The sequence below is a fragment of the Thiothrix caldifontis genome, assembly GCF_900107695.1.
Taxonomy (GTDB): domain Bacteria; phylum Pseudomonadota; class Gammaproteobacteria; order Thiotrichales; family Thiotrichaceae; genus Thiothrix; species Thiothrix caldifontis.
In genome coordinates this window covers 1-12,972 of record NZ_FNQP01000042.1, presented here as the reverse complement: position 1 = coordinate 12,972, position 12,972 = coordinate 1, and the positions used below count along the sequence as shown (strand labels likewise).

The 12,972-nt window shown below is 53.4% G+C and carries 9 protein-coding genes; 1 reads left to right on the top strand and 8 read right to left on the bottom strand.

The window, feature by feature from the left end:
- Together BLV87_RS18400 and BLV87_RS18395 are read right to left on the bottom strand one after the other, a co-directional pair.
- The coding region (locus BLV87_RS18400; RefSeq protein WP_217630035.1) for a thrombospondin type 3 repeat-containing protein at window positions 1-1,282 on the bottom strand (1,282 nt) is incomplete at its 3' end.
- Between the two features lie 46 nt (window positions 1,283-1,328).
- On the bottom strand, window positions 1,329-1,739 hold the full coding sequence (locus BLV87_RS18395) for a hypothetical protein (protein WP_093071060.1): 411 nt from the start codon (window positions 1,737-1,739) through the stop codon (window positions 1,329-1,331).
- Between the two features lie 233 nt (window positions 1,740-1,972).
- On the opposite strand from BLV87_RS18395, the gene BLV87_RS18390 reads away from it, so the two are divergent.
- Window positions 1,973-4,690 (top strand): Ig-like domain-containing protein, encoded by a 2,718-nt coding sequence (locus BLV87_RS18390; protein ID WP_093071058.1) that lies wholly within the window; start codon window positions 1,973-1,975, stop codon window positions 4,688-4,690.
- A gap of 59 nt (window positions 4,691-4,749) precedes the next feature.
- Here the strand turns inward: BLV87_RS18390 and ubiB are convergent, their stop codons facing one another.
- The 6 genes from ubiB to BLV87_RS18360 form a co-directional block, all read right to left on the bottom strand.
- Window positions 4,750-6,321, bottom strand: a complete 1,572-nt coding sequence (ubiB, locus tag BLV87_RS18385) for a ubiquinone biosynthesis regulatory protein kinase UbiB (protein WP_093071057.1) — start codon at window positions 6,319-6,321, stop codon at window positions 4,750-4,752.
- A gap of 33 nt (window positions 6,322-6,354) precedes the next feature.
- Window positions 6,355-6,924, bottom strand: coding sequence for a DUF2058 domain-containing protein (locus BLV87_RS18380; RefSeq protein WP_093071063.1), 570 nt, complete (start codon window positions 6,922-6,924; stop codon window positions 6,355-6,357).
- A gap of 52 nt (window positions 6,925-6,976) precedes the next feature.
- Window positions 6,977-8,644 (bottom strand): AMP-binding protein, encoded by a 1,668-nt coding sequence (locus BLV87_RS18375; protein WP_093071055.1) that lies wholly within the window; start codon window positions 8,642-8,644, stop codon window positions 6,977-6,979.
- Between the two features lie 92 nt (window positions 8,645-8,736).
- On the bottom strand, window positions 8,737-11,166 hold the full coding sequence (locus BLV87_RS18370) for a 3-hydroxyacyl-CoA dehydrogenase/enoyl-CoA hydratase family protein (protein ID WP_093071054.1): 2,430 nt from the start codon (window positions 11,164-11,166) through the stop codon (window positions 8,737-8,739).
- Entirely contained in the window at window positions 11,163-12,290 is a 1,128-nt protein-coding gene (locus BLV87_RS18365; protein WP_093071052.1) for a thiolase family protein, read from the bottom strand. The genes BLV87_RS18370 and BLV87_RS18365 overlap by 4 nt, the downstream gene beginning before the upstream one ends.
- Before the next feature lie 96 nt (window positions 12,291-12,386).
- Window positions 12,387-12,827, bottom strand: a complete 441-nt coding sequence (locus tag BLV87_RS18360; RefSeq protein ID WP_093071062.1) for a GNAT family N-acetyltransferase — start codon at window positions 12,825-12,827, stop codon at window positions 12,387-12,389.
- Window positions 12,828-12,972: the final 145 nt, after the last annotated feature.

Below are 12,972 nucleotides of genomic sequence, written 5' to 3'. Positions count from 1 at the left end.
CGTCAATTTTTGAACCTTCCTTCGTATCGGGGCATTTATCGGCGTCGTCGTGGATACCGTCCTTGTCACCATCGGGTGGCGGTAGGTCGCAACCATTTTCGTCGACTTTAATACCTTCCGCAGTGGCTGGGCAGCGGTCTTTTTCATCTGTAATGCCATCTTTGTCTGTGTCTTTGGGGGGCTCACAGCCGCTGGCATCTACCTTAACCCCCAAGGCGCTTTCCGGACATTTGTCCAATTTGTCGGGAATGCCATCCGCATCAGTGTCCTTGGTTTCGTGTTCCAGAGCACTCACCAATTGCTGCTTTTCGGTTTCGAGTGTGGCAAAGTTTTGGCGTAATTGTGCGAATTGCTGTGAGACTTCGGCAATGGCTGACACTTTTTGATCCATGTCGGTGACTTTGCCTGCTAACTCGTCTTTTTCAGCTTTGCAGCTTTCCAGTTCGGCTTTTTTGACGCTTTCGGCTAATTCGCCTTTGAGAGCATTCAATTGGCTTTCAAGATCACCTTTGCTTTTGCTGGCGTCTTCAAGTTGCTTGCGTAGTAAAGCAATGGCTTGTTCTTGAGTTGACAGGGTTTCCTGCGTTTTACTTTCTAATTCAGTTTGTTGTTGGCGCAGGCTACTGAGACCTTGGTTAAGATTATCGATTTGTTGGGTATTTTGCGTTTGCGTCGCTGCCGTTTGGGCGTTGGTTTGTGTGGTGGCAGTGTTGCCCATCCAATAACTGTAAGGGTTATTGCGATAGCCGTAGCCTATGTTTGGCCATGTAAAGCTTGGGATAGAGGGCATGACCATGGGGGGGGGAGATGGTGGAATAGGGGGGGTTAGCATTGGGCTATGCAAGAAGTATTGTGCTGGGTTGTAGTAATACGGTTGCATACCGCCAGTGTAGGGTTGGGCATAGTTATTTCCCCAGTTATTGAGAGACTGTGGTTGGGTGTAAGTATAGGTGCTGGTTGGGGTGACCGCTGTGCTGCTATTGGTCGTGGCGGTGGCGGTATCTGCTTGAGGGTAGACGTAAATACCCGCTGCACTGTTACCGCTGGTGCTACTCGTGCTGGTTTGTGGGTAAACATAAGTTCCCATTGTGCCAGTACTTGTCGTTGTTGTACTGGTTGCCGCTGGTTGGGTGTAGCTATACGTTTGTTTCGATGTGGTGCTGTCGGTTGTAATGTTGGTATCGGGCGGCAACATCGCTGGGTCGGGAAATTGCGGTGTTTCAGCGTAAGCGCTAACTGACAGGGTAGACAGCACAGTCAAGCGGGCAATCAGTGTGTGCATGGAAGACTCTCTCTCAAAAATACGTGAAGTATTATGGCGTAAATGCTTATTTTCCACCAATCGCCAAATCGCGACGTGCGGCTGAAATCGTGATAGTGAAGCCTGCAATGACATCAAGAAATGCCATGCCAGTCAAAATCAGGAAAACAGAATTACCCGCCCATGGGTAGATCAACCAAGCTGTTAGGTAAAAAATCAACACAAATGTTGATAATAAATGATCCACAATAGTCGTTTCTGAGGTACGGGTCGATTTGAATAGTTCAACATACAAGAAGAGCACACCGAGTAGAACCATGAAATCCCCCCATGTGGGTTTCCACAACGCTTTGGAAGGTAAGTGCAAGTGAAACAAAACGTGGTTTAAGCCATCAGGGAATAAGTTGGTTTTCACTGCCAGCCAATAGATCAACAGTAGTATGCCAAAAAATGGGACGATTTGTATTATTTTAAACATAAAGTCATTGACACTCCATCATTATTCTTTCGCGAAAAAAGTCCATTTCTTAACCTTTTAAAAAGGCCAATCATTCATGCATGCAGGGTGGCGCGGCTACAATAGGCATACAGTATACACACGGCAATACGTTCGTCGGAATATTTTGTGGTGTGTTTGCCACACAGAATATAGTAAGCGTGATCATGTGACCCCATACAATAATAAAGGCACGCAGACAGAGAGATATCACGATGAATAACAAAAAAATACTTTCCTCCAAATGGGCTATCTTACCAATACTATTCTGTTCTGCCGCTGTTCTCGCAGGAGACGGCGGTCATGATGGGTCATATGGTAATATTCCTCCTCCCCCCGCCACGGCGCTGATGCTGGAAGATAACGCAGCAGCACCCGTACCTGTCCCCGATTCTATGACTCAAGCCCAAGCACTGGGGCAGGAAAGTGATGGCTTTCTGGAAGATTCCACAGAAACCTCTACGGTAAATACGGGTTATGTGGGTGGCAATACCCGCATTGGTGTTGGCATTGACACTGAACTCAAGGGTAAGGCTGAGGCCAGTCAAGTAATTCACGAAAATGGCAGCAGCGCTACTATCGGGCAGGGCTACGTTGGTTTCAACCCGAATGCTGACAAAGATGCTGGTGAAGAATCCTTAACAGGTGCAGGTGCAAAACTGAGCCATCACTGGGTATCCGGCGATGCGAATAATCCTTCACACGTCAACAAGATTTTTGGTGCTTATGACCAAAATGAGCAAGAAGATAAAAAAGCCACGCTTGGTTATGGTCAGGAGAATGCCAGCTTGTTCTGGTCAGGGCATGTCAGTAAAGGGCTTTCTGAGGGGCGGGCAACCACTACGCCGGGTGTGACTGAGAAAGCCTATGACTTGGGTGTTGGCGGGCGCGTTGGGACTTTTTTGCCTGAGCAGCAAATGCGTGTGCAAGGTGGTTTGGACTATGAGTGGGGCAAAGATTTTGCCGCTAGCGAAAAGCGCCCCACGCAAACAACCCTCACGGGCGGTGTAGAAAAATTCTTCCCCGATACCCCGCATAGTGTGGGTGCAGAAGTGGAGGTCTACAAAAAAGCCGGTGGAGCCATGGTGTCCGAAGATGCCGAAGCACGTGGTGGTATTTCCTACCGCTATGACATCGGCAGTGAAGCAGGCGTGTGGCAACCTGAACAGCGCTATCGCCGTATCCGTACTGAAATTCCGGGTGAACAAATCAAGCAGCCGCCCAAAATTGAGCGCAAGCTGGTTAAAAACACCATGGAATTGGAATCTGATACCTTCTTCAAACTCGATAGCGCCAAGTTAACACCTGAAGCACAAGAACGGATGAAAGCGGTTATGGGACAAATTCGTGCTTCTGGGCACGAAGGCAATATCCGCATTACCGGCAATACCTGCGATAAAGGTTCAGATGCGCACAACCAAAGTCTATCTGAACGCCGTGCGAATGCCGTGCGTGATTTTATGGTCAAAAACGGTTTCAGTGCGGACGAATTGCAGGCACGTGGTTTGGGTGAATCGCAGCCTAAATACCCCAATACTGAGGCGGAAGGCCATAAAAACCGTCGGGTAGACATCGAATACGTCACTTATCAGAATGAATACAAGGATGAAGTGGTTGAGCAGGGTGGAACGTCCACCAGCGACCCTAAAGTGGTATGGCGCAAAGAATTGATTCCTGAACCGCCACTGTGGGTGCGTCAAGCATTGCGTAACACGGCTGATCACAAACAAACCGTGGATACGTACAAAACCACGGCTGGCAGTGCTAACGGCGGCAATGGTGGAAATACGCCGGTTGCGATGAATGACAATGCGACGACCACCGCTGAGACGCCGGTTGCGATTGATGTGCTGACGAACGATACCGACCCGAACGGTGATCCACTGAGCATCGCCAGTTTTGCTCAGGGTGCAAATGGTTCTGTGACACAGGTGGGGAATTTATTGGTTTACACGCCGGTGGCGGGTTTCACAGGTACTGATCAGTTTACCTACATTGTGAAAGATCCCGGCAATAATCAAAGCCAAGCGACAGTCACTGTCACGGTCGGTGGGGCTGCTAACCCGAATGCGCCTATTGCGAATACAGATCAAGTGGAAACGATTCGGGATGTTGCCGTCACTATCCCTGTTTTGGATAATGATCGTGACCCCAATGGTGATCCGTTGAGCGTTACCGGCACGGGTGCTGCTACCAATGGTACAGTAACGCAAAGTGGTAACAACGTAACGTACACGCCTAATCCAGGTTTTACCGGTGATGACCGGTTTACTTATACCGTTACCGACGGTAATGGCAACACGGTAACGGGTGATGTGTTTGTGCGGGTGAATACGCCGGGTGGTAACTTGAATGCACAGGCCGATTTGTACACCGTTGATATGGACAGCAGCGACAACGTGTTTGCTGTGATGAGTAATGACGAGGTTCCGGCAGGCGGGGCAACGTTGACCATTGTTAATGCGCCGGGTCATGGTTCTGCTAGTGTTTCTGGTAATCAGATCGTGTACACGCCGACAACCGGTTACTCAGGTATGGATGAGTTGACCTATCGTCTGACAGATGAGCGGGGTTTTATCACGGAAACAACAGTGGATATTACGATCAGTGGCACGACAACGCCGGGTAATCTTGCACCAATAGGTGATTATCTGTTGATTGACCTGAACGATACCACCACGAAAACCTTGGCAGTATTGGATAACGATACGGGTGATGAAATGACCATTATCGCGGTCAGTACGCCGCAGTACGGTACTGCCCGTATCAGTGCTGATGGCAAATCCATCCTGTTCACCTTACGTCATGGTTATTGTGCTGACCACGAGTTCACCTATATCGTGAAAGACAAGTACGGTAATCAGGCGCAAGCGACGGTGACCGTTGATGTGGCTCCAGCCAATATCAAAGATCCCAATAGCCCTCCGGCTTAAGCGTCGGTAACGCCAGCGCTTTGAGCAGGCCGCTCTGGAAACGGGGCGGCTTTTTTGCGTTAGTGGTAAGCGTTGAAGACTTGTACAGCTATAAAGACAAGGATGCCAGTAATGATCAGCGTTTGGTTAAGGCGTTGCGAACGGCGTATTTCTTTACGTAAGTCTTCGAGTTGCTGCGATTCCCACTGCATTTTGAGCTTGTGCTGGGTGGTTTGCTGCATAATGTCGTGCAACATATTCGGCATGTACGGCAAGTTTTCGAGGAGCTTAGGCAGGTTGACTTTCACGCCGTTGAACAAGGCGCGGACACCTACTTGCTCATCCATCCAACGCTCAATGAACGGTTTGGCGGTCGACCACAAATCCAGATCGGGGTAAAGCTGCCGCCCTAAGCCTTCGATATTCAGCAAGGTTTTTTGCAGCAAGACCAATTGCGGCTGTACTTCCATATTAAAGCGCCGTGCTGTTTGGAACAGGCGCAGCAGAAATTGCCCAAAGGAAATGTCTTTAATCGGCAAATTGAAAATCGGTTCACACACCGAACGAATAGCCGACTCAAATTCGTCAACGCGGGTGGTGGGTGGAACCCAGCCGGATTCCACATGCAGTTCCGCGACCCGTTTGTAATCGCGCTGGAAAAAGGCGTAGAAGTTTTCCGCGAGATAACGTTTGTCAGCGGGAGAGAGCGTGCCAACGATGCCGAAATCCACCGCAATGTATTGCGGTTCGTTAGGGTTGGCGGCGTTGACAAAAATATTGCCGGGGTGCATGTCGGCGTGGAAAAAGTTGTGGCGGAAGACTTGGGTGAAAAACACTTCCACGCCCAATTCGCCCAGCCGTTTGAAATTGATATGGTGCGCTTTGAGTTGGTCGATGTCGCCGACGGGAATACCGTAAATCCGTTCCATCACCATCACGTTGGGGTGGGTGTAATCCCAATAGATTTCAGGCACGTACAGGGTGGTGCTGCCCTCGAAATTGCGGCGGATTTGGCTGGCGTTGGCGGCTTCGCGCATCAAATCGAGTTCGTCGAAAATGGTCTTTTCGTATTCAGCAACCACTTCCACGGGGCGCAGACGGCGGGCTTCTTTCCAATAACGTTGCAGTAAACCCGCCATCATGTACATCAGTTCCACATCTTGGCTGATGGTTTTTTCAATGCCGGGGCGCAATACTTTGACGACGACTTCTTTGCCATCCCACAATTGTGCGGCGTGGACTTGGGCGATGGAGGCGGAGGCCATCGGGTCAGTTTCAAAGCGTTGGAACACTTCGGTGACGGATTTGCCGTAAGCTTTTTCGATCATTTTCCGCGCTTCGATGCTGGAAAACGGTGGCACGCGGTCTTGCAGACGGGTCAATTCGGCGGCGATGTCATCCGGCAGCAAGTCACGGCGCGTGGACAGCATTTGCCCGAATTTGATGAAAATCGGCCCTAAATCTTCCAGCGCACGGCGGATGCGTTCCCCGCGTGGGCGGGTTTCTTGCTTGCCCCAATTCCACGGTGACAGGTGGTAGATGAACGCAATCGGGCGCAGAAAGGGGATGTTGAAGACGAGTTCATCCAAACCGTGGCGGATAAAAACACGGTTGATTGTCCACAGGCGGAGGATGCGGGTGAAGGGTTTCATGCAGTAAAACCGGTCAGAGGAAAGCAGCGCAGTTTACCACATCAAATCGTCTGGGATTTTGTAATCGGCGTATGGATCGTCTTCTTCCACTGCTACTTGTTCTGTACTGCCAGTGTTTTGCACTAGAATGCAGGCGGCATCGCGCTGGGCAATTTTCTCGGCAACCTGTTTGGGAACGAGTTCGTAGCCGTCGCCCAATTTGACCAGCACGATAATGCCGTAGGCCAGTTGGTCTTGCAGTTCTGCTGTGAGGTAAATCTTTTTGATCTTGCTGCCATCGGCAAACTGATAGGCAATATCGCCGCGCTTGCGGTCAATGCGGTTGAGGGTAATCAATTGCTTGATTTGTGCTTGAATGGCTTTTTTCTCAGCTTGTTCGCGCTGTTGACGGTTGAGTTCTTTGGAACGTTCGGCTTTTTCCTGTAGCGCTTTTTCGGCGAGTAATTTGGCTTCATCCACCATGACTTCACCGCTTTTCTTGGCTTGTTTCTGTGCCTTGGCGGTTTTTTGGTGGGCTTGCTTGCGCTGTTCTTGTTCGAGCTTGGCGGCTTTGGATTTGTCGATCAGGCCAGCCTTGAGCAGTTGGTCTTTGAGTGATGCCATGAGGGAATCCATCGGTAACAAGTAATGGCGGTAGTATAGCATTTGATGGTTATTACAACTGCCGTAATTCCTTACGTAATATCTTGCCCACATTACTTTTTGGCAACGACTCGACAAACACGATTTGTTTCGGACACTTGTAGGCGGAAAGTTCCTTGCGGCAATACGCCTTGAGTTCTTCCAGCGTCAGGCTGTCATCCTTTTTGACGATGAAGGCTTTAACCACTTCACCCGAATGTTCATCTGGCACACCGATCACCCCCGCTTCGAGAATTTTCGGATGGGCTGCTAACACATCTTCCACTTCATTCGGGTATACGTTGAAGCCGGAAACCAGCACCATGTCCTTGAGGCGATCCACCAGTTTGACGTAACCTTGCTCATTGATCACGGCAATATCACCGGTTTTTAGCCAGCCATCGCCGGGCATCACCTTGGCGGTTTCATCCGGGCGCTGCCAGTAGCCTTGCATCACCTGTGGGCCGCGTACCCACAATTCGCCTGCTTCACCCACCGCCAGCTCATTGTCGTTGACATCGCGGATGGATACTTCCGTCGAGGAAATGGGCAAACCAATCATGCCGTTATAGCTTTCCAGCGTAACCGGGTTGATGCAGACCGCAGGGGAAGTTTCCGTTAGCCCGTAAGCCTCTAGTAGCACCGAGCCGGTTCGTGCTTTCCAGCGTTCGGCGACTGATTTCTGCACCGCCATACCGCCACCTAGCGAAATCTTGACGTGGGAAAAATTCACCTTGCCAATATCCGCGTGATTGAGCATGGCGTTGTACAAGGTGTTGACGCCAGTGATGAAGGTAAACGGTTCTTTGGCGAGATCCTTGAGGAAAGCGGGCAGGTCACGCGGGTTGGTGATGAGGACGTTTTTTGCGCCCATTTCTATCGCAAACAGGGCATTCGCGGTCAGGGCAAACACATGGTACAGCGGTAGGGCGGTGATGAAAATTTCCTTGCCGTGTTCCAGACAGCCTTTCGTCCAAGCATCGGCTTGCAGCATGTTTGCCAGCAGGTTGCGGTGGCTGAGTACTGCGCCTTTAGCAACGCCGGTAGTACCACCGGTGTATTGCAGGAAAGCGATGTCCTCGTGTCCGATGTTGGCATCCCGATAGCTGTGTGTGTACTGCTTTCCCAGCCGTAATGCTTGATTAAAACCGATGGCTTCCGGTAACTGGTAGGCAGGAACCATCTTTTTAACATACCTGACCACCGTATTGACCAGCAGGGATTTGGGAAAGCCAAGCAAGTCGCCGATTTCGGTGGTAATGATGGTCTTGATACCGACTTCATCCATCACGTCTTCCAGCGTATGGGCAAAATTGGCAAGGATGACAATGGCTTTCGCGCCCGAATCCTTCAACTGGTGTTCGAGTTCGCGGTCAGTGTAAAGCGGGTTGGTATTAACGACCACCAGCCCAGCACGCAGTGCCGCGAACAATGCTATCGGGTATTGCAGCAGGTTTGGCATCATGATGGCAATACGGTCGCCGCGTTGCAGACCTGCGCCGTGGATCAGGTAAGCGGCAAACTGGCGGGTCAATTCATCCACTTCGGCGTAGCTAAGCACTTTGCCCAGATTGCTGAAGGCGGGGTTGTCGCGGTATTTTGCAATGCTTTGGTGGAACAAATCTGCCAGCGAATGGTACTTGCTCAGATCAATTTCTGCCGGGACTTGTGGTGGGTAGCTTTGCAGCCATAACTTGTCCATTTCCTCCTCCTTTGCCCGTTGTCGGGGATGTTGTTCTGGTTTCATTTTAAAGCATCCGTAACACTTTAGTATCCACTGCTACGACACGTAAGCTAGTTCCTCAGCGGTTTGCCGGTTTCCAGCATGTGTTGCACGCGGGCAATGGTGTCCGGGTGCTTGACCAGTTGCATGAACTGGCGGTGTTCCAGTGCCAGAATGTCAGCTTCATTCAGTGGGGTGGTGATGTCGGTGTCGCCGCCGCTGAGGACTTCGGCGAGTGCGGTGGCAACCACTACGTCGTGCGGGGTGGCTTTGCCTTGCAGGCGGAAATCGCTCACTGCCATTTGCATGGCAATCCGCGCGGTTGCACCGGGCAGGCGCAGTTCTTGCGCAACCGGTGGCTGGTAGCCTTCCACCATTGCTAATGCACGGGCTTTGGCGTCAGCCAGCAGGCGGTCGCGGTTCATGGTAATGCCGTCGCTGGGGCGCAGGTAGAGGTGGTCTTTGGCCTCGAACGCCGATTTCGCCACCGTTGCCAGACTGATGATTTCAAAAGCTTTCAGTACCGGTGGCAAGGCACCGCGTGGCAGTTTGGGGAAACTGCTCCAGCGTTGCAGCATTTCCTTGCAGCCGCCCCAGCCGGGGATCAGGCCGACGCCGGTTTCCACCAGCCCCATGTAGGTTTCGGCATGAGCCTGGATGGCAGCGCAATGCAGCAGCACTTCGCAGCCGCCACCGAGGGCAAGGCCGGAAGGTGCGCCCACCACCGGGAACGGGGCGTGTTTGAGCTTGTGGTAAGTGTCCTGCCCTTGCCTGACGATTGCGGCGATTTCATCCCAGCCACCGAGACTGGCAGCGAATACCAGCAGGCCGAGGTTGGCTCCGGCGGAAAAGTTTTCGCCTTCGTTGTAGATCACCATTGCCTTGCCGTTGGCGGCTACCCAATCGAGGCTGTCGCTGAGCATTTCCAGCGTTTGCGCGTCGATACTGTTCATTTTGCTGTGGAATTCGAGGCAGGTGACGCCATCGCCAATGTCCCACAGGCTAGCGGCATCGTTGCTGAGCAGGGGTTCGGCGTGGCGTTTGAGGTCGGCAAGCAGCAGGATGCCGGGGGGGCGTTGCAGGGGGCGGTAGGAGCCGTCGGGTTGGAGGTAGAGGGTTTCGCCGGGTTCGTGGCGATAGAAACCATAAGCCCGCGCCATTTCCAGCAACGGCGGAATCCCCCCCCTCCCTAACCCTCCCCCCGCAAGGGGTGGAGGGGACAAGACGCCATTTCCGTGTATCTCTTCGCTCCCTTCCCCCCCTGCGGGGGAAGGGTTGGGGATGGGGGGTAATTCAGCTTCCAGCCGCTGCGCCAACGCATCCGCCCCCAACTGGTCGATCAGCTCAAACGGCCCGTATTTCCAGTTGTAACCCAGCTTCATCGCAGTGTTGACCGCACAAATATCGTCGGCAATGTCCGGCACGAGTGCAGCGGCATAGCGCAGGGTTTGCGATAACACCCGCCACGCATACTCCCCACCTTTGTCGGGATGGGCAACCAGCGCCTGTAGGCCGCCATGTTTGGCGGCTTTCAAGCTCCCCACAGATGCAGGCTGGGAGGGGTGGTATTCGCCGGTTTGCAGGTTGATGGATTCTTTGAGCTTTTGCCCGCTATCGCGGTTGATGCGGTAGAAACCGCCCTTGCCCTTGCGCCCGGTGTAGCCGTTATCAATCATGCGCTGGATCAGTGGCGGAATGCTGGCTTTTTCCAGCAGCGGATCACCGGCTGGCAAACTGCGGTTCATGCTGCGCATCAGGTGCGGCATCAGGTCGATCCCCACCAGATCGGAAAGGCCGAACACGCCAGTTTTGGGAATGCCCATCGGCCTGCCGATCACCGCGTCGGCTTCTTCTACCGTCAGCCCCATCTCGATCGCTTCCTGAATCGCGGTTTGTATCCAGAAAATGCCGATACGGTTGGCGATGAATCCGGGGGTATCCTTGCAATCGACCACACCCTTGCCCAGCTTCAGGTCGGCATACTCGCGGATTTTGCGGGCAGCGTCCTGATCGGTTTGTGCGCTGGTAACAATTTCCAGCAGGCGCATGTAACGCGGTGGGTTGAAGAAATGGGTGATCATGAAATGCGCGGCGAAGTCGTCCGGCAAACCTGCCACCAGTTCATGCAGCGGGATTGAGGAAGTGTTGGAGGAAATGATCGCGTCGGCTTTGCGCACGCTTGCCAGCTTGCGGTACAGGTCTTGCTTGATGGCGAGGCGTTCGACCACTGCTTCAATGATCCAGTCGCAGTCGGCGAGTTGGGGCAAGTCATCTTCGATATTGCCGGGGGTGATGAGGCGGGCGTTTTTGGTGTGCATCAAGGGAGCGGGGTCGGCCTTGAGCAGCTTGTCGAGGGCGGCTTTGGCAATCTGGCTGCGGTCGGTTGCACCTTGCGGCACGATGTCGAGCAGCAGCACAGGGGTTCCGGCGTTGGCGATGTGGGCGGCAATGCCAGCACCCATCACGCCCGCGCCGATCACGGCGACTTTCTGGATGTTCATGACACGGCCTCCAGAATGGTGGCGATGCCTTGCCCGCCGCCGATGCACTGGGTGGCGAGGGCAAACTGTTTGCCTTCACGCTTGAGCAGGGCAGCGGCCTTGCCGGTAATGCGTGCGCCGGTCGCACCCAGCGGATGACCGATGGCAATCGCGCCGCCATCCAGATTGATCTTGTTTGCGTCAAGGCCAAGGTCGCGGATGCAAGCGATGGATTGGGAAGCAAACGCTTCGTTGAGTTCGATAATGTCGAGGTCGGCGACACTGAGGCCAGCACGTTGCAGGGCTTTCTGGCTGGCAACAATTGGCCCCAAACCCATGGTTTCGGGGGCGCAGCCGGAAATGGCGATGCTGCGGATACGGGCAAGCATGGGCAGGCCGTGTGCCTGGGCGAATTCCTCACTGCATACCAGTGTGGCAGAAGCGCCGTCGGTCAAGGGAGAAGCCGTGCCAGCCGTGACCGTGCCGTGTTCGTCGAAGGCCAGTTTCAGGCCAGCCAGTGCTTCCAGCGAAGTGTCGGGGCGGATGCAGCCGTCTTGTGTCACACCACCCACCGGGATGATTTCAGCGGCCAGTTTGCCTGCGGCTTGCGCGGCGGCAGCTTTGTGCTGGCTGGCAAGGGCGAAGGCTTCCTGTTCCTGACGGGAAATGGCGTAACGTTGCGCCACGATTTCAGCCGTTTGCCCCATGCTGATGTAGGCGGTGGGCAACTTTGCATACAGGTGCGGATTGGGTGAAGGGTTGAAGCCGGTCATGGGGATGCGGGTCATGGATTCCACCCCGGCGCAGAGGAAAGCGTTCCCGGCATTCATCTGGATGGCTCCGGCGGCCTGGTGGATGGCCTGCATCGAGGAGCCGCAGAAGCGGTTGACGGTGACGCCGCCCACGATTTGCGGCAGACCAGCCATCAGTACCACCAGACGCGCCATGTTGAAACCTTGTTCGCCTTCAGGGAAGGCGCAACCGAGGATCAGGTCTTCGATGTCCGTGCCAGCCACGCCGGTTTTCGCCAGCAGACCGAGGACGGCGGCAGTCGCTAGATCGTCGGGGCGGACTTTGGCGAACGCGCCCTTGTTGGCGAGGGTAAACGGGGTGCGGGCGTACCCGGCGATGACAACGCTTTTCATGCTTGATCCTCCTTTGGTACAGTTTTATTGTTAACTTGTTATATCTGATGGTAGGACTAGGAATTAGTTGCGTCAAATCAATGGCTGTTTGTAGTGTTATGTGTTGGGCAAACGCAGCATTTCGAGGTGGGGGATGCCTTCTTCGAGGTATTCCTTACCGATGGTGGCGAATCCTAGGTTGGCGTAGAAGGGTTGGAGGTAAGCTTGGGCGCTGATGCGGATGGCTTGACCGGGGTAGAGTTCAGCGATGTTGGCGATGGCGACTTGCATGATGCGCTTGCCAAGACCGGTGCGGCGGTAGGCTTGGGTGGTTAGCAACCTGCCGATGGATGGTTCGGGGTATTTTTCACCGGGGTCGATAACGCGCAGGTAGGCGGCTATTTTGTCGCCATATAACGCGCTCAGATGCCAGCAGTGGGTGTCGTGTGCGTCAGAGTCTGGGCAGCAGAAGTGTTGCTCGGTGATGAAGACGGTCTGACGGGCGATAATGATGGCGTGGAATTGGAGGGGGGAAAGTTGTTCCAATCTTATACGCATCAACTTTAAGCCCTCCATTCCCTAACTTGCTGTAATCTCATCCAATTATTAGGTTTTTTCCTCCGTTTGTTTTGTCGGCAAGCGGTTGAAGAAGCGAAGAGTTTTGCCAGTTGCTTGAGGCATTTTATCAAGCTGCGTCGCTCAG